Source organism: Pantoea sp. S61, assembly GCF_016625145.1.
Classification (GTDB): domain Bacteria; phylum Pseudomonadota; class Gammaproteobacteria; order Enterobacterales; family Enterobacteriaceae; genus Pantoea; species Pantoea rwandensis_B.
Genome location: NZ_JACVUO010000002.1, coordinates 1 through 22,351 on the forward strand (window position 1 = coordinate 1; position 22,351 = coordinate 22,351).

Consider the following 22,351-nt stretch of genomic DNA (forward strand, 5'->3'; position numbering starts at 1 on the left):
GGCTGCTGGCACGGAGTTAGCCGGTGCTTCTTCTGCGGGTAACGTCAATCGCCAAGGTTATTAACCTTAACGCCTTCCTCCCCGCTGAAAGTACTTTACAACCCGAAGGCCTTCTTCATACACGCGGCATGGCTGCATCAGGCTTGCGCCCATTGTGCAATATTCCCCACTGCTGCCTCCCGTAGGAGTCTGGACCGTGTCTCAGTTCCAGTGTGGCTGGTCATCCTCTCAGACCAGCTAGGGATCGTCGCCTAGGTGAGCCATTACCCCACCTACTAGCTAATCCCATCTGGGCACATCCGATGGTGTGAGGCCCGAAGGTCCCCCACTTTGGTCCGAAGACGTTATGCGGTATTAGCTACCGTTTCCAGTAGTTATCCCCCTCCATCGGGCAGTTTCCCAGACATTACTCACCCGTCCGCCACTCGTCACCCAAGAGCAAGCTCTCTGTGCTACCGTTCGACTTGCATGTGTTAGGCCTGCCGCCAGCGTTCAATCTGAGCCATGATCAAACTCTTCAATTTAAAGTTTGATTTGCTGCAACAAGTGCAGCGATGCTCATCTGTAAAACGTCATAATGAATTTCATTATGTGTTCACTCGTGAGACTTGATATTTTTTACGTCCGGAGACGCTGATATCAATCCTGCGAGTGCCCACACAGATTGTCTGATAAATTGTTAAAGAGCGGTGCAATCAGCGCCTTAAGCTGCTGTTGCGAGGTGGCGTATATTACGCTTTCCTCCTTCAGAGTCAAACACTTTTTTCAGCGTTTTTCTCCGGCGGGGTGAATCACTTCACTCCCTGCTGAGCCGCTTGCGTTGCCGCTTTGCCGTCTCAGTGGTGGCGCATTATAGGCAGGTTCTGAGGAAGCGCAAGGGCAATTTTCAAGTTTTTATTCGTTCGCTTGAAAATTGCACAAAACCGCCTGAATCAGCCCTTTTTAATGCGTCCAGGCAGCTCTGACAGGCTATTAAGCACCCAATCTGCTGCATTTTCGCCATCAGCGGTAACTGGCTTACCCGTACGCACCAGCACTTTAGTGCCCACACCTGCTGCTGCGGCTGCCTGCATATCTTCTATTTTGTCACCGACCATATAAGAAGCAGCCATATCGATGTTCAGATGCTTCTGCGCAGAGAGCAGCATACCCGGCTGCGGCTTACGGCAATCACATACCTGGCGATACTCTTCAACTGTTGCATCTGGCAGATGAGGACAGAAATAGATGCCATCAAGATCGACATCACGATCCGCCAGAGACCAATCCATCCATTCGGTGAGCTGCATAAACTGGTCTTCGGTAAACATGCCACGCGCAATACCGGACTGGTTGGTCACCAGGACCAGCGCGAAGCCCATCTTCTTTAGCGCCTGCAACGCTTCAATGGTGCCATCGATGAATTCAAAATTATCGATTTCGTGAACATAACCATGATCGACATTCAGGGTGCCATCACGATCTAGAAAAATAGCGGGGACTTTGTTCGACACGTAGAAACTCCTGCTGCAAATAATGCCGCACAGTATCGCATGATTGCATATATAGAGAGAATGGCAGATTGAATGACTTCGATTGATTTAGCCGTCTGGATGCCTTAACATCCATCCAAATTTCACGCAGCGCGATCGCGTGAAACCCGATACACCACGGACAATGCAACACGATAACTATTAAACTAATGATTAAACTCGAAAACATAACCAAAGTGTTCCAGCAAGGTTCACGCACCATTCAGGCGCTTTCCAACGTCAGCCTGCACGTGCCTGCTGGACAGATTTATGGCGTCATCGGTGCTTCCGGAGCCGGTAAAAGTACGCTTATACGCTGCGTTAACTTGCTTGAGCGTCCAACATCAGGACGCGTGCTGGTTGATGGTCAGGATTTGACTGCCCTCTCCTCCTCAAAACTGACGCTGGCACGCCGTCAGATTGGCATGATTTTCCAGCACTTCAATCTTATGAACTCACGTACCGTCGCCGGTAACGTTGCGCTGCCGCTCGAATTAGGCAACTTATCACGTGAGCAGATCAAAAACCGCGTGACTGAACTGCTGGAGTTAGTTGGGCTGGCAGATAAGCACGACAGCTGGCCTGCGAATCTTTCCGGTGGGCAAAAACAGCGTGTGGCGATTGCGCGTGCGCTGGCCACTAATCCAAAAGTTTTGTTGTGTGATGAAGCCACCAGCGCCCTTGACCCAGCAACCACACGTTCCATCTTAGAATTATTAAAAGACATCAACCGCCGTCTGGGGATCACTATTCTGCTGATCACTCATGAGATGGATGTGGTGAAACGCATCTGCGACCAGGTTGCTGTAATCAGTAATGGCGAACTGATTGAAAAAGACAGCGTCAGTGAAGTGTTCTCACATCCTAAAACGCCACTGGCCCAGCAATTCATTCAATCGACGCTGCATCTGGATATCCCAGACGATTACCAGCAACGTATGACACCGCAAGCCACAGCTGAAAGCGTCCCGCTGTTGCGTCTGGAGTTCACCGGCAAATCAGTAGATGCGCCGCTGCTTTCAGAAGCTGCTCGTCGCTTCAATGTGAATAACAACATCATTAGTGCCCAGATGGATTATGCCGGCGGCGTTAAGTTCGGCATCATGCTGGCCGAGATGGATGGCAGTGAAACAGATACACAGGCAGCGATTGCCTGGCTGAAAGAAAATCATGTGAAAGTAGAGGTACTGGGTTATGTCTGAAGCGATGCTGTGGTTACTGACGCGTGGCGTCTGGGAAACGCTGATGATGACCTTCGTCTCTGGTTTCTTTGGTTTTGTACTCGGCCTGCCCGTCGGCGTGCTGCTGTATGTCACTCGCCCAGGGCAAATTCTGGCCAATGGCACACTCTATCGCGTGCTCTCAGCGGTGGTGAATATCTTCCGTTCAATCCCCTTCATTATATTGCTGGTGTGGATGATTCCTTTCACGCGCATGATTGTCGGCACCTCCATTGGTTTGCAGGCCGCTATCGTGCCATTGACAGTGGGTGCCGCTCCCTTTATTGCGCGTATGGTTGAGAATGCGCTGCTAGAGCTGCCAACCGGTTTGATTGAAGCCTCACGCGCGATGGGCGCTACTCCCCTGCAGATCGTACGTAAAGTGCTACTACCTGAAGCCCTGCCGGGTCTGGTGAATGCCGCTACAATTACTCTGATTACGCTGGTCGGCTACTCCGCGATGGGCGGCGCGGTCGGCGCAGGTGGCTTGGGTCAGATTGGCTATCAGTATGGGTACATTGGCTATAACGCCACTGTGATGAATACCGTGCTGATTTTGCTGGTTGTTCTGGTGTATCTCATTCAATTCTGTGGCGACCGCATTGTCCGTGCTGTGTCACATAAATAAGTAAACAACATCAATAGTCCTCTATTAAGGAAGGGATATGTCTTTCACATTTAAAAAGATTGCCGCTGTGGGTGCTCTGATTGGCGCAATTGCGCTGGCAGGATGCGATCAGAAAGCTAAAGATCCAAACCACATTAAAGTGGGTGTGATTGTCGGTGCTGAGCAGCAGGTTGCTGAAACCGCAGTGAAGGTCGCTAAAGAGAAATACGGTCTGGACGTTGAGCTGGTGACCTTTAACGATTACGTGCTGCCGAACGAAGCATTAAGCAAAGGCGATATCGATGTTAACGCCTTCCAGCATAAGCCTTATCTGGATCAGCAGATCAAAGACCGTGGCTACAAGCTTGTACCAGTGGGTAACACCTTCGTTTATCCGATTGCCGGCTATTCAAAGAAAATCAAATCACTGGATGAACTGCAAAACGGTGCACAGGTTGCGATTCCTAACGATCCAACCAACCTCGGTCGTTCACTGCTGCTGCTGCAGAAAGTTGGCCTGATCAAACTGAAAGATGGCGTGGGCCTGCTGCCAACCTCTCTGGATATCGTTGAGAACCCTAAAAACCTGAAGATTGTTGAGCTGGAAGCACCACAGCTTCCACGTTCACTGGACGATCAGCAGATTGCGCTGGCGGTGATCAACACCACTTACGCCAGCCAGATTGGTCTGACGCCAGCAAAAGATGGCATCTTTGTTGAAGATAAAGATTCTCCTTACGTAAACCTGATCGTCAGCCGTGAAGATAATAAAGATGCGGAAAACGTGAAGAAATTTGTTCAGGCATATCAGTCTGATGAAGTTTCTGAAGCCGCGAACAAAATCTTCAACGGTGGTGCAGTAAAAGGCTGGTAATTTTCGCCTTTGATGCCATCCAGGGCGGCTTCGGCCGCCCTTTCTTTTTGCTGACTTGTTATTTAATCCCGTCCTTGTTTCAATAACGCCACTTTTTACTACTGAGGATGTTGCCATGCGTTTTTTACCGCTCTGCTTGTTAGCATTGATGCTAACCGGGTGTGTCCGTGAATATCACCCAATAAGCAGTGCTCCTGCCCGCCCGCAACAATCATCCAGCCAACCAGAACGTAAGCCAGCTCCACGTCCTGCACCGGTAAAAATTTATACCGATGCCACCGATCTGGTCAGTAATCCGTTCCGCGATCTGGGCGAAGTCTCTGCCGATGATTGCCAAAGCAGCAGCCAGGATTCGCCACCGAATATCAATACCGCACGTAAGCGTCTGCAGATTAAAGCTGCCGGGATGAAAGCGAACGCGATATTGCTGCATAAATGCGAAATCGTCACCAGCACGCCAGGCTGCTATCGCCAGGCCATTTGCCAGGGCTCAGCACTGAAAGTTTCCAATCAATGAGTGATTTTGCCTTTGCGCAAATCGGCGTTATTCGTTCGCCGTGGAAAGAAAAATTTGCCGTACCGCGCCAGCCAGGCTTAGTTCAGGATGGCGGAGGCGAGTTGCATCTCTTGCCGCCTTATAATCAGCCAGAAGCGGTGAGGGGGCTTGAAGCCTTCAGCCATATTTGGGTGCTGTTTGTTTTCCATCAGACCATGGAAGGCGGTTGGCGCCCCACCGTGCGCCCTCCTCGCTTAGGCGGCAACGCGCGCATGGGGGTTTTCGCCACCCGATCCACCTTTCGCCCTAACCCCATTGGCATGTCGCTGGTCGAGTTGAAAGGCATTCGATGTGATAAGCAGCAGGTGATTTTGCAACTCGGCAGTCTGGATTTAGTCGATGGCACACCGGTAGTCGATATCAAACCGTATCTGCCGTTTGCTGAAGCCCTGCCCGATGCCCGTGCCGGCTTTGCGCAGAGCGCCCCCGATGCCACCATGCCCGTGCGTTTCTCTGCTCTGGCGCAGCACCAAATCCAGCAGCAGAAAAACTATCCCCATCTGGCACGTTTTATCGCTGACGTTTTAGCGCAGGATCCCCGCCCAGCTTACCGTAAAGGTGAAGCGGGAGATCGTGAGTATGCTGCCTGGCTACTCGACTTTAACGTGCGCTGGCGTATCGATGATATCGGCACAGAAGTGATCGCTCTCGATCCACGCTAAAACAAGCTTTTGAGTGAATGATCTCGCTGGTACACTAGCCGCCAGAAAAATTTTTGTCCGTGTCCTTCCGTACAACTGGAATCGTAATCAATGCGTACTACTCAATATCTGCTCTCTACTCTGAAAGAGACGCCATCCGATGCGGAAGTGATCAGCCACCAGCTGATGCTGCGCGCCGGTATGATCCGTAAACTGGCTTCTGGTCTTTATACCTGGCTGCCGACCGGTGTTCGCGTGCTGCGAAAAGTTGAAAACATCGTACGCGAAGAGATGAACAACGCGGGTGCGATTGAGATCTCCATGCCGGTGGTTCAGCCTGCCGATTTATGGGAAGAGAGCGGCCGTTGGGAGCAGTACGGCCCAGAACTGCTGCGCATTAAAGATCGCCACGAGCGTCCGTTCGTGTTGGGTCCAACTCACGAAGAAGTGGTCACCGATTTGATCCGCAACGAGCTGAGCTCGTATAAACAGCTGCCGCTGAATCTGTATCAAATCCAGACCAAATTCCGTGACGAAGTGCGCCCTCGTTTTGGTGTGATGCGCTCACGTGAGTTCATCATGAAAGATGCCTATTCCTTCCACATCTCACAGGAATCCTTGCAGGAAACCTATGATGCGATGTATCGCGCTTACAGCCAGAGTTTCAGCCGTATGGGGCTGGATTTCCGTGCGGTGCAAGCGGATACCGGTTCGATTGGCGGCAGCGGCTCTCACGAATTCCAGGTGCTGGCGCAGAGCGGTGAAGATGATGTGATCTTCTCCAGCGAATCCGATTACGCCGCCAACATCGAAAAAGCGGAAGCCGTGGCGCCAGCGGGTGAACGTCCAGCGGCAACTCAGGCGATGACGCAGTTTGCTACGCCAAACGCCAAAACCATTGCTGAGCTGGTCGAGCAACATCAGATCCCGGTTGAGAAAACCGTGAAGACGCTGATTGTGAAAGGTACTGAAGAGAGCGGCCATGCACTGGTTGCCTTGCTGGTTCGCGGTGATCACGAACTGAACGAAATTAAAGCCGAGCATCTGGATATCGTTGCCTCTCCACTGGAGATGGGCAGTGAAGAAGCGATTCGTGCAGCCGTTGGCGCAGGCTTTGGTTCAATCGGCCCGGTGGGTTTGAACATGCCTGTGATTGCCGACCGCACCGTGGCAAAGATGAGCGATTTCTCCGCAGGCGCCAACATTGATGGTCAGCACTTCTCCGGTATCAACTGGGTGCGCGATTTGCCAGAAGCCCGTGTGGAAGATATCCGTAACGTCGTCGAAGGCGATCCGAGCCCGGATGGCAAAGGCACACTGCAGATCAAACGTGGTATCGAAGTGGGTCACATCTTCCAGCTGGGTACCAAATATTCTGACGCAATGAAAGCTGCCGTTCAGGGTGAAGAGGGCCGCAACCAGATTATGACCATGGGTTGCTACGGCATTGGTATCACCCGTGTTGTCGCAGCGGCCATTGAGCAGAACCATGACGAACGCGGCATCATCTGGCCAGCCGCGCTGGCACCGTTCGAAGTGGCAATTTTGCCAATGAACATGCAGAAATCGTTCCGCGTGAAGGAGCTGGCAGAAGAGCTGTACAGCCAACTCCGTGCCAAAGGCATTGATGTGATTCTGGATGACCGTAAAGAGCGTCCAGGCGTGATGTTCGCTGATATGGAGCTGATTGGCGTGCCACACACCATCGTCATCGGTGACCGTAACCTCGACAATGAAGAGATCGAGTACAAGGCACGCGCATCAAGCGAGAAGCAGATGATCAAACAGCACGATATTGTCGAGTTCCTGGCAAAAGCGCTGAACAAGTAATACTGAAACGCCTCCAGCTGGAGGCGTTTTTCATTGCACTTTTCCCCGCATCGCTTTCACATTACTGCGCCGTGATTTCCCCTCCAGCCTCCGCTCTTTAGAGGCACGCGTGGGTCGTGTCGCCCGCCGAGCTTTTTCTACCGTGGTTAATTCACGAATCAGATTGATCAGCCGCTGCAAGGCCGCCTCGCGATTCATTTCCTGGCTGCGATACTCCTGAGATTTGATGATCACCACGCCTTCTGCCGTGATCAAATGGTGGCTCGCCGCCAACAGACGTTCCTTGTAGAACGGTGGCAGCGAAGAGGCATGGATATCAAAACGCAGATGGATAGCGGTGGACGTTTTATTCACATGCTGCCCGCCGGCACCTTGTGCACGAATGGCACTGAGCTCGACCTCGTTGTCTGCAAGTGAAACTGAACGCGACAGCACGATCATCTGTCACCTGCCTTTAAGAACGATGTTGTGTCGCGGAATAACCTGTTCATCAACTTAACCTTTTGTGCGCCGCCTTCCTGCTTAAGGCCAGCGCTGTGTGTCACTTTTACACTTTTCTTTGCACAGATCGCGGCTTCCCCTGGCTGATTTCCATGAAAATCCTGTGATATAGTCGCTTATCTACCAGAGTATTTAAGCTCTGCTGAGGGGGTGTATGTGCAAAAGTATTGTGAGTTAGTTCGCCAGAAGTATGCCGAAATCGGCAGTGGCGACCTGGGGTATGTGCCAGACGCGATAGGTTGCGCGCTAAACGCACTCAACGATATTGCCGCTAATTCTGCGCTAAACTCTTCTGTCAGGGAACAAGCAGCTTATGCTGCTGCTAACTTATTGGTGAGCGACTATGTTGACGAATGAAGCCTACAAACCCATCAACTGCGATGACTACGATAGCCTCGAGCTCGCCTGCACCAAACACTGGACGCTGTTTTTGGAGTTAAAAAACGGCGATCAGCTTAAGGTGAAAGCCGTTGACATGGTCTCACGTAAAAACGTGGAGTACCTGACGGTCGATCTCTCCGGTGAAACCCGCGAACTGCGTCTTGACCATATCGCCAGCTTCAGTCATCCCGAGCTGGGCACCGTCATCGTTAGCGAAGACGAATAACTACCACATCCGGGCGGGAATGCTATCCCGCCCTCCTCGCTTACGGCTTCAGCGAACTGTAATACGCCGATAAATCTTCCATATCCTGATCGCTCAATCCTGCCACAAACGCTTTCATCACTTCGGCCTGACCACCGCTGCGCTCCCCTTTTTTATATGCCTGCAAGGAGTGCAGCAGGTAAGGCGCATGTTGCCCGGCAAGATTGGGATAAAGCGGCACAGCACTTTTTCCTTCCGCACCATGACACGCCAGGCAGGTTGCTGCTTTTTGCGCGCCTGCATTCACATCGCCGTCGGCAAAAGCCGGCAACGCAGCGGCCAGCAATGCTGCCGCTATCCAATGTTTCATCATTGCTCTCCATCTTATTGTTGTTGTAACCAGATCGCTTGCCAGCCTTGCTCATCACTGGCTGCACCCTCTCGGGTAACAAAAAGTCCCGGTGCGCAGATCAGCGTCTGGTTGTAGTAAATCAAAGGAATACGTTCACGCTGCCAGGGTGGCACACCTAACTCCTGCCACAGTTTTTTTATCTCCCGCCCTCCGGCGCGGCCCAGCAGATGATAATAGCCGCTGGCCTGAAAACGAACGTTGATCGATTCGTCCTCGGTGGGCTGACGCAAGGTGGCGATCGCCGGGTTTGCCTGTAATACGCCTAAATTCTCGGGCAACCGCAGCAGTTGTTCACGATCATGCCAGGTTAGCGAGTGCTGACTCAGCGATGCATGCGCGTTAAGCCAATACAGCCGCTGGCGATAACGGCGGAGTGTAAAGGCAGCAAAACTTAGGCTGGGATTGGCATCTTCACGGCTACACATCACTTCATCGGTGATACGTTTTAAGGCATCACGTGAAGGCATCGCGCCGCCCTGCTGTGCAATCCAGCGACGCAAAAGCGCATGCCGTCGCGCTTCGCTCATCGCCAGCAATGGCGGAAAATGCAGTGTGCCCTGTTCATCAGTGAGCTGGGCCAACTGTTCTGCCAGCAATTCATCCAGCAATTGCTCCTGCTCACCACACAGCGCGGCACTGCGGGCGCTGGCGGCGCTAAAATGTGGCCAGCGCGTCTGCAGCAACGGCAGAATGTCCTGACGAAGAAAATTACGGTCATAGCGGCTGTCGGCGTTACTCTCATCGTCAATCCAGCCTAAGCCGTGTTCCGTCGCATAGGCTTCGAGTTGCTGACGACTGATATCCAGCAACGGACGCAGGTGCGAATGTTTCCCCACCTGACGCTGGATGGGCATCCCCGCCAATCCTGCTGGACCACTGCCCCTTTTTAACGCCAACAACAGCGTTTCACACTGATCGTCAAGGTGCTGAGCCGTAAGTAAGTGCTCACCGGGTTGCAGCTGACGAAATAACGCCTGGTAGCGTGCTTCCCGGGCCGCCGCCTCAATGCCCTTTACACGACCATCCACCTGAACACGCAATACTTCGCAGGGAATCTGCCACTGCTGGCAGATATGCAGGCAATGTGACGCCCAGCGCTCCGCATTTGGGCTTAATCCATGATGGACGTGCAACGCGCGCACCTGCAACTCGGGCACCTGGCTTTGCCAGCTCACCAGCTGATGCAGCAATACGGTGGAATCCAACCCGCCACTGAACGCCAGCACACAGCGGGCGTCGGGTGTCAGTAACGAAGCAAGATGGGAAAAGGACATAGCGTAATCCGTCAACGCGAACCGCCTGATTGCGGCCCGCAGCGGTGGCTAGTTTACGCTTGATACAGCTCCAGCGGCAAACCGTCTGGATCCGGAAAGAAAGTGCACGCTTTGCCGGTCAGGGCGTCAATGCGGATGGGTTCGCACACCACGCCTTTCGCAGCCAACGCCACAATCGACTGTTCAACATCATCAACACAAAACGCCAGATGACGCAGACCGCAGGCTTCCGGCCCACTGACGCGTGGCGGCGGCGAGGGGAACGAGAACAGTTCGATGGTATAAACCCCGTTTAGTCCCAGATCCCCTTTCCACGAATCACGCTCGGCGCGGTAATACTCACCCAGCAAATCAAAACCTAACACGTCACAGTAAAACGCCTTACTGCGCTGATAATCGGTGGCAATAATGGCAATGTGGTGGATCTGTTTTATCTGCAGCATAGCGGCTCCTAAAGAATCAGCCGCTAAGCCTACGTGCTCGGTAGCGCGCTGAAAAGAGGCAATTGTCCGAAGTTAACGGCTGTTTTCCTCACGTAGTACACGCACCAGATAGCGCCCATCGTCGGTGAGCGTTGCACCATGGATATCGGTTTCAAATCCAGGATAGTGCCGTCCAATAGTGCAGAGCATCAGCAGAAAATCGAGCACTGCACGGCTCTCCTCCGTGATCATCTCGCCAGGCATCACCAACGGCACGCCCGGCGGATAAGGCAGAATCATGTTGGCAGAGACCCGGCCCACTAACTCACGGATATCGACGGTTTCGACTTGCCCCTGCACCTGGCGCTGGAAGGCCTGATGTGGCGTCATTTTTGATTCAGGTAATACGTCGAAAGCCTTCAGCATCAGGCGTGGCAGATCGTGTTGTCGGATCAGATTATGGATGCCCTGCGCCAACGTCTGAATGCGCATATTGCGATAGAAATCGGGATCTTCGGCATATAGATCCGGCAGCATGTTTTTCACCCGCAGATTAAGATCGTAGGCGCGTTTGAATTCTGTCAGACCACGCAGCACGCTCATGGCTTTGGTTTTATCGATACCGATGCTGAACAGGAACAGCAAATTGTACGGCCCGGTCTTCTCTACCACCACGCCGCGCTGATCGAGGAACTTCGCCACCAGCGCCGCAGGAATGCCCTCCTCCGCCATCTGTCCTAATTCACTCATGCCTGGCGTCAGAATCGTGACCTTGATCGGATCGAGGTACATGTGATCGCGATCGGCGTGGGTGAATCCATGCCAGTCCTCTTCGCCTGGCTGGATCGGCCAGCACTCGGCTTCATCAATCTGCTCAGGCTGCCAGATGTCGAAGAACCAGCCATCGCACTCTTCACGCAGTCGCTGAATCTCACGACGGAAATGCAGAGCGCGCTCAACTGAGCGATTGATTAATCGCTTACCCGGATTACCGCGCAGCATCGCCGCCGCCGTTTCAATTGATGAGACAATCGCGTAACTCGGCGATGTGGTGGTGTGCATCATGTAAGCTTCATTGAAGGTGTCGTGGTCGTAATCACCTTTGATGTGAATCAGCGAGGCCTGCGAAAACGCCGCCAGCAGTTTGTGCGTCGACTGCGTTTCATAAATCACTTTGCCGGGAATACGCTCGCCGCTCATACCACTTTTGCCGCTGTAGATCGGGTGGAAGTTAGTGTACGGCACCCAAGCTGAATCGAAATGAATCGACGGCACATCCAGCGTCTCTTTGATGTACTGGGTGTTATACAACAGGCCGTCGTAAGTGGAGTTGGTGATGACGGCATGCATCGGCCAACTGGCGCGTGGTGTCTGATTAACTTTCTGCTGAATGCTATCACGCGTGAACTCCCGCTGCGGGATACCGCCCAAAATACCGAGTGCGTTGCGTGTCGGCTTGAGCCAGATCGGGATGATGTCGCTCATCATCAACAGATGGGTGAGTGATTTGTGGCAGTTACGGTCAATCAGCACCGTACTGCCTGCGGGTGCAGCGTACATCCCAACAATTTTGTTCGAGGTTGAGGTGCCATTGGTCACCATATAGCTTTGTTCAGCACCAAATGTACGCGCCACATACTCTTCTGCTTCGAGGTGCGGGCCGGTGTGATCGAGCAGAGACCCCAGTTCGGTGACGGAGATGGAGACATCCGCCTTGAGCGTGTTTGCACCGAAGAAGTCATAGAACAGGCTGCCCACCGGGCTTTTCTGGAAGGCGGTGCCACCCATGTGGCCCGGCGTACAGAAGGTGTATTTGCCCTCTTTCACATAGGTGAACAGCGCTTTAGTCAGCGGCGGCATGATTTTATCGATGTATTCATCGGTGTACTGGCGGATGTGCAAGGCGATGTCGTCAGCGGCATTGAGCGCGTACTCAAAGAATTGCAGCGCCATGCGCATTTCGTTAATGCTGACATCCATCTGCGAATGGGTGTTGATAAAGGCATACAGCGGCAGATATTCGTTGAGTTGATTGATGTCGCTGCACAGCGCCAGACTGTAATCGTCCCAGTCAAAAACCACGCCGCAGATACGCGGGTTGTGTTCTATCAGTTTCAGCAGGTCGCTGGCATTGTTGGGATAAACGGTCTGGAAGCCTTGCAGCTTGAGGGCTGCGTCCAGTTCGCGAATCGGTTCATCTTTGTAGAACGCGCCGTGCGGTCCCATGATCGCGATAATATTCAATGCTCACCTCCTGTGGTGTTATGGCACTGAATAAGGATAGCGAAAAGTAAGAGGTGAATGTTCTGGAATGCGGTGTTGTTGATAGTAGATGTAACGCTGGGATGCGAGAGACCGTTGTTTAGGGGGGTGCTGAGAGTTGGGTGCAAAGGCCAGAAAAGGCCAGCCCGATCGCAAAGGAACAACGCATCCATGCAGATCGGCTGGGCCGTCCATGGCCCAGACGCTTTGCTATTCGGGCTGGCCTTCTCTGTCCGGTTAGACTGTCATTGCTGCCCGACTCATAGCGGTCCGTACGATCGCGCTCAGTAATCAACGGACATAAAAAAAGCGGACCGGAGTCCGCTTTTCTTTATGAGCAAGCAGGCTTACGCGTAGCCGTAGCTCATCAGGCGCTGATAACGACGGTTAAGCAGCTCTTCCGTGCTCAGCACGTCGAGATCCGCCAGATCCGCCAGCAGTTGCTTTTTCAAGCTTGCCGCCATATCCACTGGTTGACGATGCGCGCCACCCAGAGGTTCAGGGATGATCGAGTCGATCAGCTTCAGCTCTTTCAGACGATCGGCGGTGATGCCCATCGCTTCAGCAGCCAAAGGCGCTTTATCAGCGCTTTTCCACAGAATAGAAGCACAGCCTTCCGGTGAAATCACCGAGTAGGTGCTGTACTGCAGCATGTTCACTTTGTCGCCCACGCCAATCGCCAGCGCACCACCGGAACCGCCTTCGCCAATCACGGTACAGATGACCGGAATTTTCAGACCTGACATTTCACGCAAATTGCGTGCGATGGCTTCTGATTGACCACGCTCTTCGGCGCCCACACCAGGGTATGCACCCGGGGTGTCGATGAAGGTGATCAGTGGCATTTTAAAGCGTTCAGCCATTTCCATCAGTCGCAGCGCTTTACGGTAGCCTTCTGGTGCTGGCATACCGAAGTTACGACGGATTTTCTCTTTGGTTTCACGGCCTTTCTGATGGCCAATGACCATCACCGGACGACCATCTAGACGGGCAATCCCGCCGACAATCGCTTTGTCATCGGCATAAGCGCGGTCGCCAGCCAACTCATCGAAATCATCAAACGCGTTGCGGACATAGTCCAGCGTATAAGGGCGCAGCGGGTGACGCGCGAGCTGCGCAACCTGCCATGCACCTAAATCGGAGAAGATTTTACGGGTCAGCTCAACGCTTTTTTCGCGCAAACGCTGCACTTCTTCATCCAGATTAATATCGTGTTTCTCATCCGAACGGCCAATTGACTTCAGCGAGTCGATTTTCGCTTCCAGTTCTGCGATTGGCTGTTCAAAATCCAGGTAATTAAGACTCATAATGTTCCTGTTTTAGTCAAACTCCAGTTCCACCTGCTCCGATCCTACTAACGACCGCAAATCGTTGAGTAAACGATCGCTGGGCGAAATACGCCACGCTGCACCAAAGCGCAGCTTCGCCCGCGCATCTGCTCTCTGATAATAGAGATGCACCGGAATGGTCCCGGAGCGATGAGGCTCCAGAGACTGGCGGAGACGGTTTAAAAGCTGGTCATCAATTTGCCTGTCCGTCAGCGAGATAGCAAGTCCGCGCGCGTATTTTTCCCGCGCTTCGTCGATGTCCATCACTTCTCGAGCGGTCATTTTAAGGCCACCGCTAAAGTCATCAAAGCTGACCTGTCCACTGACGATCAGGATACGGTCTTTCTCCAGCAACTGCTGGTATTTATCTAACGCATCGGTAAATAACATCACTTCCAGACGACCAGAGCGATCGTCGAGAGTACAAATACCAATTCGGTTGCCGCGTTTCGTGACCATCACGCGGGCGGCAATCACCAGCCCCGCCGCGATGGTTACTTTACCACGATCCGTCGGATGCATGTCCTTCAGGCGCATGCCGCCAACGTAGCGATCAATTTCTTTAAGATACTGATTAATTGGGTGGCCGGTGAGATACAAACCCAGCGTCTCACGCTCACCGTCCAGTTGAATCTGTTCCGGCCATGGCGTGATGTTGGTGTATGACTTCTCCACCTGCTCAGGCTCTTCGGCCAGCACGCCAAACATGTCGGCTTGTCCGGTGGCTTCTGCTTTTGCGTGCTGATCCGCAGCTTTTAATGCATCGCTGAGCGCGCTCATCAAGGCTGCGCGATGCGGACCGAGGCGATCAAAAGCCCCCGACATGATCAGCTTTTCCATCACACGGCGGTTAATCTTTTTCGTATCGGTGCGCGCGCAGAGATCAAACAGCTCTTTGAAGTAGCCGCCTTCGTTACGTGCTTCGATGATGGCTTCAATCGGCCCTTCACCCACGCCTTTAATGGCGCCGATCCCGTAGACGATTTCGCCTTCATCATTCACATGGAACGGATACAGACCGGAGTTGATATCGGGCGGCAGCACTTTCAGGCCCATGCGCCAGCACTCATCCACCAGGCCAACGACCTTCTCGGTGTTGTCCATATCGGCGGTCATTACCGCGGCCATAAATTCTGCTGGGTAGTGCGCTTTCAGCCACAGCGTCTGGTAAGACACCAAAGCATAGGCTGCCGAGTGCGACTTGTTAAAGCCATAACCCGCAAACTTCTCTACCAGATCGAAGATCTTCATCGAGAGTTCACCGTCCACGCCCATGCTTTCTGCACCGTCCTGGAACACCGAACGTTGCTTAGCCATCTCTTCGGGTTTCTTTTTACCCATTGCACGGCGCAGCATATCCGCACCACCCAGGGTATAACCCGACAGCACCTGAGCGATCTGCATCACCTGTTCCTGATACAGGATGATGCCGTAGGTCGGTTCCAGTACCGGCTTCAGGGTTTCGTGCTGCCACTGAATATCCGGGTACGAAATTTCTTCACGGCCGTGCTTACGGTCAATGAAGTTATCAACCATGCCCGATTGCAGCGGTCCTGGGCGGAACAGTGCCACCAGTGCGATCATATCTTCAAAGCAGTCCGGCTTCAGACGCTTAATCAGATCTTTCATGCCGCGTGATTCAAGCTGGAAAACCGCTGTGGTTTCCGAGCGTTGCAGCATATCGAAGCTTTTCTTGTCATCCAGCGGGATGGCGGCGATATCAATCGGCTCCAACCCTTCTTTGGCGCGGCGCGGGTTAATCATCTTAAGCGCCCAGTCGATGATGGTCAGCGTACGCAAGCCGAGGAAGTCAAACTTCACCAGGCCGGCATATTCCACATCATTCTTATCAAACTGGGTTACCGGGAATTGGCCATTCTCGTCACAGTAAAGCGGCGCAAAATCAGTGATTTTGGTCGGTGCGATAACCACCCCACCGGCGTGTTTACCGGCGTTACGCGTGACACCTTCCAGCTTGCGCGCCATATCGATCAGCGCTTTGACCTCTTCATCTGCCTCGTAGATTTCCGGCAGCTGCGGTTCCGCTTCAAAGGCTTTTTCCAGCGTCATCCCGGGATCTGGCGGGATCAACTTGGAGATACGATCCACAAAGCCATACGGATGACCGAGCACGCGTCCTACGTCGCGGATAACCGCTTTCGCTGCCATCGTACCGAAGGTGATGATCTGCGAAACCGCTTCGCGCCCATACATCTCGGCAACGTGATCGATCACCTGATCGCGCTTCTCCATGCAGAAATCGACGTCGAAGTCAGGCATTGAAACACGTTCCGGGTTAAGGAAGCGTTCGAACAGCAGGTCAAATTCCAGTGGATCGAGATCGGTGATCTTCAGCGCATACGCCACTAATGAACCCGCACCCGAACCACGGCCGGGTCCAACCGGGATACCGTTATCCTTCGACCACTGGATAAACTCCATCACGATCAGGAAGTAGCCAGGGAATCCCATCTGGTTGATAACGTTAAGTTCAATCTCAAGACGTTCGTCATATTCTGGCCGCTTTTCCGCACGCAGCTTGTCATCCGGGAACAGGAATTCAAGACGCTCTTCCAACCCTTCACGAGATTTCATGACGAGGAAATCTTCGGTCGTCATTTCACCGGTGGGGAACTGCGGCAGGAAGTACTCACCCAGGCGTACCGTGACGTTACAACGCTTAGCAATCTCTACGCTGTTTTCCAGCGCTTCCGGGATGTCCGAAAACAGCTCGCACATCTCCTCTTCGCTGCGCATATATTGCTGAGGACTGTAATGACGTGGGCGTTTTGGATCGTCCAGCGTGAAGCCATCATGAATCGCCACGCGAATTTCATGGGCGTCAAAATCTTCTTCGTTGAGGAAACAGACTTCGTTAGTGGCCACCACCGGCACACCTTCGGCAATCGCTAACTCAACGGCGGCATGCAGATAAGCCTCTTCATCAGCGCGTCCGGTCCGCGTCAGTTCGAGGTAATAACGATTAGGGAAGTGTTCCTGATAGAAACTGAGGCACTGCGATACCAGGGCACTGTTGCCGCGCAGGAGACTGCGGCCAACATCACCCTTGCGTCCACCGGAGAGCAGAATGATGCCTTCACCCAGTTCGACCAGCCAGTCACGGTCAATAATTGGCCCGGCAATACCATACCCACGCTGATACGCTCGCGAAATCAACAACGTCAGGTTCTGATAGCCAGTGTTGTTGGCGGCAAGAACCGTAAGCTGTGTCAGCTCATCGCCCATCAATTCGCTGGCGACGTGGAAATCCGCACCAATAATCGGTTTGATGCCTGCATCGTGCGCACTGCCGTAAAAACGCACCAACCCGCAAAGATTGATGTAATCGGTAATCGCAATCGCCGGCATACCAAGCGCAGCCGCCTTCTTGACCAATGGCTTAGTTTTCGCCAGGCCATCGACCATCGAATAGTCGCTGTGTACGCGCAGATGTATAAAACGAGGTTCAGCCATATCAGTTTCCGATTAAAACAGCGTCAGGCTATTAAAGCGTAGTCGGCTGGCGCGCGGCCAGCACATCAGCATCAATCAGGGCATTACGCACCGGTGCAAAGCTGCGGCGATGATGTGGCGTGGCACCAAACTGGGTCAATTTTTCCATATGCAACGCAGTTGGATAGCCTTTGTGCTGGGCAAATCCATATTCCGGGAACAACAAATCCAGCTCGGCCATTTCACGATCGCGTGTAACTTTGGCAATGATCGAGGCTGCACTGATCTCTTGTACCAGGCTATCGCCCTTCACAACCGCTTGCGATGGCATCGCTAACGCAGGGCAACGGTTGCCATCGATCAACACAAAATCAGGCGTAACTGGCAGACCCGCTACCGCACGCTGCATCGCCAGCATAGTGGCGTGCAGAATGTTGAGCTGGTCGATCTCTTCAGGCTCTGCACGGCCCAGACTCCAGGCCAGCGCTTTCTCTTTGATCTCGTCATACAGCGCCAGCCGACGCTTTTCTGAGAGCTTCTTTGAGTCAGCCAGCCCTATAATCGGATTCGCGGGATCGAGGATGACTGCTGCCGTAACAACGGCACCTACCAGCGGACCTCGCCCCACTTCATCCACGCCAGCAATGCGCTGTGCGTTTGGGTAGATAAAATCAGCCATTGGCAATCTCCAGTACGGCGTCCGCGGCTTGCTCATCAGCATTCCAGCGAATCTGTTGATGCAACTCATTGAAGGTATTCAGCAGGTCATCGCGCTCTGGTCCGGCATGCAACAGAGGTTCCAGCGCAGCCGCCAGTGCCTCTGGCTGGCACTCTTCCTGCAACAGTTCTTTGACCAACTCCCGACCCGCCAGCAGATTGGGCAGTGAAACGTACGGTGTTTTCACCAAACGCTTCGCCAGCCAGAAGGTAAAGGGTTTCATGCGGTAACCGACCACCATCGGACACTTCGCCAGCATGCACTCCAGCGCAGCAGTGCCGGATGCGAGAATCGCCGCATCGCTGGCGATCATCGCCTGACGGCCTTTGCCATCCAGCAAATGCATCGGCAGCTCGGGTGCCACTTCAGCTTTAATCTGTTCAAACTGTTCGCGGCGTTTGGCATTGACCAGCGGCACAACGATTTCCAGCGCGGGATAACGCTGACGCAACAACTGTGCCGCACGCAAGAAATCCGCGCTCAGCATTTCCACTTCTGCACCACGGCTACCCGGCAGCAAGCCCAGGCAGATCGCATCCTCCGCGATGCCTAACTCACGTCGCGCTGCCGATTTATCTGGCTGCAGCGGCATGGCATCCGCCATCGTGTGGCCGATAAAGCGGCAAGGTACGTTGAATCGATCGTAAAACGCTTTTTCAAACGGCAGAAACGCCAATACCAGATTGGTGTTGCGGCCAATTTTGAACACGCGTTTTTGTCGCCACGCCCATACAGAAGGACTGACGTAATGAATGGTGCGAATGCCTGCGCGCTTCAGGCTGCCTTCCAATGTGATATTGAAATCTGGCGCATCAATGCCGACGAAGACATCAGGCTTGAGTTCGGTGAAGCGCTGCGTCAAATCCTTGCGAATTTTCAGCAAGCGGCGCAAGCGGCCGAGCACTTCAACAATGCCCATCACCGCCAGCTCTTCCATCTCATACCAGACTTCACAGCCTTCGGCCTGCATCAGCGGACCGGCAACGCCGACAAAGCGAGCATCGGGATGACGCGCTTTGAGCGCACGGATAAGACCAGCACCAAGAATATCGCCGGAGGTTTCTCCGGCGACCAGGGCAATCGTTAAGGGACGCACTGACATGGATTAACGAATCAATCCACGCGTCGAACGGGCAAAGAAGTCATAGAAAGGCTGCACTTCGCTGTGTTGTTTTGCCAGCTCTTCAATCTCTGGTTTCACTTCATCCAGCGTTTTGCCACTGCGATACAGCAGTTTGTACGCATTGCGAATCGCGTGCAGTGCTTCTTTGCTAAAGCCACGGCGTTTGAGGCCTTCGATGTTGATACCGAACGGTGTTGCGTGGTTGCCCTGCGCAATCACGTACGGTGGGACATCCTGCGCTACGCCTGAACAACCGCCAACCATCACGTGTGCACCAATGGTGCACCACTGGTGTACTGCCGTCATCCCGCCGATAATCGCGAAATCATCCACGGTGACATGACCGCCCAGCGTGGCGTTGTTGGCAAAGATGCAACGGTTACCGATCACGCAGTCATGCGCGATATGCGCATTAACCATCAGCAGGTTATCACTGCCGATTTTGGTGAGGTTGCCACCCTGCGTAGTGCCACGGTGAATGGTGACGCTCTCGCGGATGCGGTTGCGATCGCCGATTTCAACACGGGTCGGCTCACCGGCATATTTCAGGTCCTGGTTCACTTCACCAATCGAAGCAAACTGATAGATCTGATTATCTTTACCGATACGCGTGTGGCCATTCACCACCACGTGCGATTTGAGCACCGTACCTTCACCAATTTCCACGTTAGCGCCGACAAAGCAGAACGGGCCGATGTGAACATTGGCGCCGATAACGGCACCTTCTTCAATGACGGAACTGGGATGAATATTGGCGGTTGAATCAATCACTAATTATGCCTCCCGGCTACGGGCACACATCATGGTCGCTTCACAGACAATCTTGCCGTCTACCGTTGCCACGCCTTTAAAGCGCGTCAGACCACGACGAGTTTTCTCGAAGGTGACTTCCATAATCATCTGATCGCCCGGTACCACTGGACGTTTGAAGCGGGCTTCGTCGATACCGGCGAAGTAATACAGCTCGCCGGGTTCCAGTTTTCCAACGCTTTTGAACGCCAGAATACCGGTTGCCTGCGCCATTGCTTCCAGAATCAGAACGCCTGGGAAAATCGGCTTACCAGGGAAGTGTCCCTGGAAAAACGGTTCATTAACAGAAACGTTCTTCACCGCACGCAGATATTTATGCTCTTCAAATTCCAGCACGCGGTCAACCAGCAAGAACGGATAGCGGTGCGGCAGCAGTTCTAAAATCTCTTCGATTTTCAGAGTATGCGTTTCAGTTGTCAAAATACTCTTCCTGTCCTAAAAAATCTGATGGCAATAATAACACGGCCTGCACAGATCAAAATGATCCTCCGCAGGCCGCAAATCAGTTCGGTGGCGTAACGCTTTCCTGAGAGACCTTCTAACGCTTTCGGGTTAAGCCGAAGTTGTGAAAAGGCACGCTGCTTTATTATGAAAGCGGGTAGCAAGCGATGCGTTTAGTCGTCTTTGCCGACCTTACGTTCGATGGCTTTTAAGCGTTTGCTTATTTCATCGATATTCATCACCAGCGCTGCCGTTTTACGCCAGGTTTTGTTGGGTTGCAGTGGGATACCCGATGAGTATACCCCCGGCTCTGTGATGGGGCGCATTACCATGCCCATGCCCGTTACGGTCACTTTGTCACAGATTTCCATATGGCCGTTAATGACGCTGGCGCCGCCAATCATACAATAACGTCCAATCTTCAGACTACCCGCCATGATCACACCACCCGCAACGGCCGTGTTATCTCCAATCACAACGTTGTGCGCAATCTGACACTGGTTGTCTATGATAACACCATTGCCGATCAGAGTGTTATCCAGTGCACCGCGATCGATAGTGGTACAGGCACCAATTTCTACCCGATCCCCAATCACGACAGTACCCAGCTGAGGGATTTTCACCCAATTGCCACGGTCGTTAGCATACCCGAAACCATCGGCACCGATCACGGTACCCGACTGAATCAGACAATCCTGACCAATCTCGATCTCATGGTAAATCGTCACGTTAGCCCACAAACGTGAGCCGCGACCGATACGCGTCTGCTTACCCACAAAACATCCTGCGCCAATCACGACGTCGTCGCCCAGCTCAACGCCAGACTCGATCACCGCATTCGCGCCCACCGAAACGTTCTTGCCCAGCGTCGCTGTCGGATCGATCACCGCACTGGGCGCGATATTCTGCGCGGGCTGCGGCGTTGTGTCCAGCAGTTGTGCCATGCGAGCGTACGTTAGGTAAGGATTTTTCACCACCAGGGCAGCGGTTTTACACCACTCCAGATCCGCTTCCGTCAGCACCACGGCTGAAGCCTGGATATGAGCGAGCTGCTCGCGGTAGCGGCTGTTTGCAAGAAAAGTGATTTGACCAGTGGTGGCGGATTGCATAGAAGCAATGCCGGAGATGGCGATATCGCCATCTCCGTGCAATTCTGCATCCAACTGCTGGGCTAAATCAGCCAGTCGAATTGATGACATCGATTATTTAACCTGTTTTACAACGTCAGCAGTGATGTCTTTAGCATCAGCAGAAGAGTACAACACGGCCTGAGAATCCAGCACCAGATCGTAACCATCGCTTTTCGCTACAGACTGAACAGCGGTCTGGATTTTAGCCAGCAGCTTGTTACGCTCCTGCATCTGACGAGTCTGGTTGTCTTTGTCGAAAGCCTGCGCTTTCTGTTCAAAAGCAGCACGCTCAGAAGCAATCTGCTTCTCTTTCTTGGTGCGGTCGCTGGCCTTCATGGTTGACGCATTGCGCTGCAGATCCTGGATTTCACCCTGGATTTTCTGCTGCTGCGCCTGGAGGTCAGAAGCACGGCTTGAGAACTCGCCCTCAAGCTGTTTAGCAACAGCGGCACGCTGCGGAGACTGCTGAAATACCTGGCTCAGGTTCACGACGGCGATTTTATCGGCCGCCTGGGCACCCGCAGAAGCAGTTAATGCAACACCCAGAGCAGCAGCACAGAACAACTTTTTCACTATAAACTCCTTACCTCAACGTGTGTGTTTGCAGCGTGTCACGCCAGAGCGCGACACGGATGCAAGACGGTATTTTCAC

At 53.2% G+C, this 22,351-nt stretch carries 22 protein-coding genes and 1 rRNA gene; 8 read left to right on the forward strand and 15 right to left on the reverse strand.

Annotation, left to right across the window (positions count from 1 at the left end):
- A 16S ribosomal RNA gene (locus tag IAE30_RS05405) occupies nt 1-524 on the reverse strand; the annotation flags it as partial.
- 408 nt (nt 525-932) lie between these two features.
- Nucleotides 933-1,493, reverse strand: a complete 561-nt coding sequence (gene gmhB / locus IAE30_RS05410; protein WP_045813794.1) for a D-glycero-beta-D-manno-heptose 1,7-bisphosphate 7-phosphatase — start codon at nt 1,491-1,493, stop codon at nt 933-935.
- A 188-nt stretch (nt 1,494-1,681) separates the two neighbouring features.
- Between gmhB and metN the strand changes: the two genes are divergently transcribed.
- From metN to proS, 6 genes are all read left to right on the forward strand, one after another.
- On the forward strand, nt 1,682-2,713 hold the full coding sequence (metN, locus tag IAE30_RS05415) for a methionine ABC transporter ATP-binding protein MetN (RefSeq protein WP_038648875.1): 1,032 nt from the start codon (nt 1,682-1,684) through the stop codon (nt 2,711-2,713).
- Nucleotides 2,706-3,359, forward strand: a complete 654-nt coding sequence (locus IAE30_RS05420) for a methionine ABC transporter permease MetI (protein WP_034829428.1) — start codon at nt 2,706-2,708, stop codon at nt 3,357-3,359. Before metN ends, IAE30_RS05420 begins: the two co-directional genes overlap by 8 nt.
- A gap of 37 nt (nt 3,360-3,396) precedes the next feature.
- Nucleotides 3,397-4,212: a MetQ/NlpA family lipoprotein gene (locus IAE30_RS05425; RefSeq protein WP_034829430.1), complete on the forward strand. Its 816-nt coding sequence runs from the start codon at nt 3,397-3,399 to the stop codon at nt 4,210-4,212.
- Between the two features lie 115 nt (nt 4,213-4,327).
- A complete protein-coding gene (rcsF, locus tag IAE30_RS05430) occupies nt 4,328-4,729 on the forward strand; it encodes an Rcs stress response system protein RcsF (protein ID WP_200678409.1) in 402 nt (133 codons plus the stop codon).
- On the forward strand, nt 4,726-5,430 hold the full coding sequence (gene tsaA, locus IAE30_RS05435; RefSeq protein ID WP_200678413.1) for a tRNA (N6-threonylcarbamoyladenosine(37)-N6)-methyltransferase TrmO: 705 nt from the start codon (nt 4,726-4,728) through the stop codon (nt 5,428-5,430). The genes rcsF and tsaA overlap by 4 nt, the downstream gene beginning before the upstream one ends.
- A 90-nt stretch (nt 5,431-5,520) precedes the next feature.
- Nucleotides 5,521-7,239, forward strand: a complete 1,719-nt coding sequence (gene proS / locus IAE30_RS05440) for a proline--tRNA ligase (protein WP_200678415.1) — start codon at nt 5,521-5,523, stop codon at nt 7,237-7,239.
- Between the two features lie 30 nt (nt 7,240-7,269).
- Here the strand turns inward: proS and arfB are convergent, their stop codons facing one another.
- Nucleotides 7,270-7,680, reverse strand: coding sequence for an alternative ribosome rescue aminoacyl-tRNA hydrolase ArfB (arfB, locus tag IAE30_RS05445; protein WP_200574350.1), 411 nt, complete (start codon nt 7,678-7,680; stop codon nt 7,270-7,272).
- Nucleotides 7,681-7,896: 216 nt separating this feature from the next.
- Here arfB and IAE30_RS05450 point away from each other — a divergent pair, with 216 nt between their 5' ends.
- Both IAE30_RS05450 and rof read left to right on the forward strand, forming a co-directional pair.
- The gene (locus IAE30_RS05450; RefSeq protein ID WP_013507964.1) at nt 7,897-8,097 is read left to right on the forward strand and encodes a YaeP family protein; all 201 of its coding nucleotides are present in this window, start codon (nt 7,897-7,899) and stop codon (nt 8,095-8,097) included.
- On the forward strand, nt 8,084-8,347 hold the full coding sequence (rof, locus tag IAE30_RS05455) for a Rho-binding antiterminator (RefSeq protein ID WP_200678417.1): 264 nt from the start codon (nt 8,084-8,086) through the stop codon (nt 8,345-8,347). Before IAE30_RS05450 ends, rof begins: the two co-directional genes overlap by 14 nt.
- A 40-nt stretch (nt 8,348-8,387) precedes the next feature.
- Here the strand turns inward: rof and IAE30_RS05460 are convergent, their stop codons facing one another.
- From IAE30_RS05460 to IAE30_RS05515, 12 genes are all read right to left on the reverse strand, one after another.
- Nucleotides 8,388-8,696, reverse strand: coding sequence for a cytochrome c (locus IAE30_RS05460; RefSeq protein ID WP_200679078.1), 309 nt, complete (start codon nt 8,694-8,696; stop codon nt 8,388-8,390).
- 14 nt (nt 8,697-8,710) lie between these two features.
- Nucleotides 8,711-10,012: a tRNA lysidine(34) synthetase TilS gene (gene tilS, locus IAE30_RS05465; RefSeq protein WP_038648894.1), complete on the reverse strand. Its 1,302-nt coding sequence runs from the start codon at nt 10,010-10,012 to the stop codon at nt 8,711-8,713.
- A gap of 53 nt (nt 10,013-10,065) precedes the next feature.
- The gene (locus IAE30_RS05470; protein ID WP_038648896.1) at nt 10,066-10,455 is read right to left on the reverse strand and encodes a VOC family protein; all 390 of its coding nucleotides are present in this window, start codon (nt 10,453-10,455) and stop codon (nt 10,066-10,068) included.
- A gap of 72 nt (nt 10,456-10,527) precedes the next feature.
- Complete coding sequence (locus IAE30_RS05475) at nt 10,528-12,678, reverse strand: lysine decarboxylase LdcC (RefSeq protein ID WP_200678419.1); 2,151 nt, start codon at nt 12,676-12,678, stop codon at nt 10,528-10,530.
- Nucleotides 12,679-13,043: 365 nt separating this feature from the next.
- Nucleotides 13,044-14,003: an acetyl-CoA carboxylase carboxyl transferase subunit alpha gene (gene accA, locus IAE30_RS05480; protein ID WP_034829454.1), complete on the reverse strand. Its 960-nt coding sequence runs from the start codon at nt 14,001-14,003 to the stop codon at nt 13,044-13,046.
- A 12-nt stretch (nt 14,004-14,015) separates the two neighbouring features.
- Nucleotides 14,016-17,498, reverse strand: a complete 3,483-nt coding sequence (dnaE, locus tag IAE30_RS05485; RefSeq protein ID WP_038648903.1) for a DNA polymerase III subunit alpha — start codon at nt 17,496-17,498, stop codon at nt 14,016-14,018.
- A gap of 31 nt (nt 17,499-17,529) precedes the next feature.
- On the reverse strand, nt 17,530-18,156 hold the full coding sequence (rnhB, locus tag IAE30_RS05490; RefSeq protein WP_200678421.1) for a ribonuclease HII: 627 nt from the start codon (nt 18,154-18,156) through the stop codon (nt 17,530-17,532).
- Nucleotides 18,149-19,297 carry a lipid-A-disaccharide synthase gene (gene lpxB, locus IAE30_RS05495; protein WP_038648907.1) on the reverse strand — a complete coding sequence of 383 codons (1,149 nt, stop codon included), beginning with the start codon at nt 19,295-19,297 and terminating at the stop codon, nt 18,149-18,151. Before lpxB ends, rnhB begins: the two co-directional genes overlap by 8 nt.
- A gap of 3 nt (nt 19,298-19,300) precedes the next feature.
- A complete protein-coding gene (gene lpxA, locus IAE30_RS05500; protein ID WP_045832791.1) occupies nt 19,301-20,089 on the reverse strand; it encodes an acyl-ACP--UDP-N-acetylglucosamine O-acyltransferase in 789 nt (262 codons plus the stop codon).
- 3 nt (nt 20,090-20,092) lie between these two features.
- Entirely contained in the window at nt 20,093-20,548 is a 456-nt protein-coding gene (gene fabZ / locus IAE30_RS05505; protein ID WP_013507953.1) for a 3-hydroxyacyl-ACP dehydratase FabZ, read from the reverse strand.
- 194 nt (nt 20,549-20,742) lie between these two features.
- On the reverse strand, nt 20,743-21,768 hold the full coding sequence (lpxD, locus tag IAE30_RS05510; protein ID WP_045813806.1) for a UDP-3-O-(3-hydroxymyristoyl)glucosamine N-acyltransferase: 1,026 nt from the start codon (nt 21,766-21,768) through the stop codon (nt 20,743-20,745).
- A gap of 3 nt (nt 21,769-21,771) precedes the next feature.
- Entirely contained in the window at nt 21,772-22,272 is a 501-nt protein-coding gene (locus IAE30_RS05515) for an OmpH family outer membrane protein (protein WP_200678431.1), read from the reverse strand.
- Between the last annotated feature and the right edge of the window lie 79 nt (nt 22,273-22,351).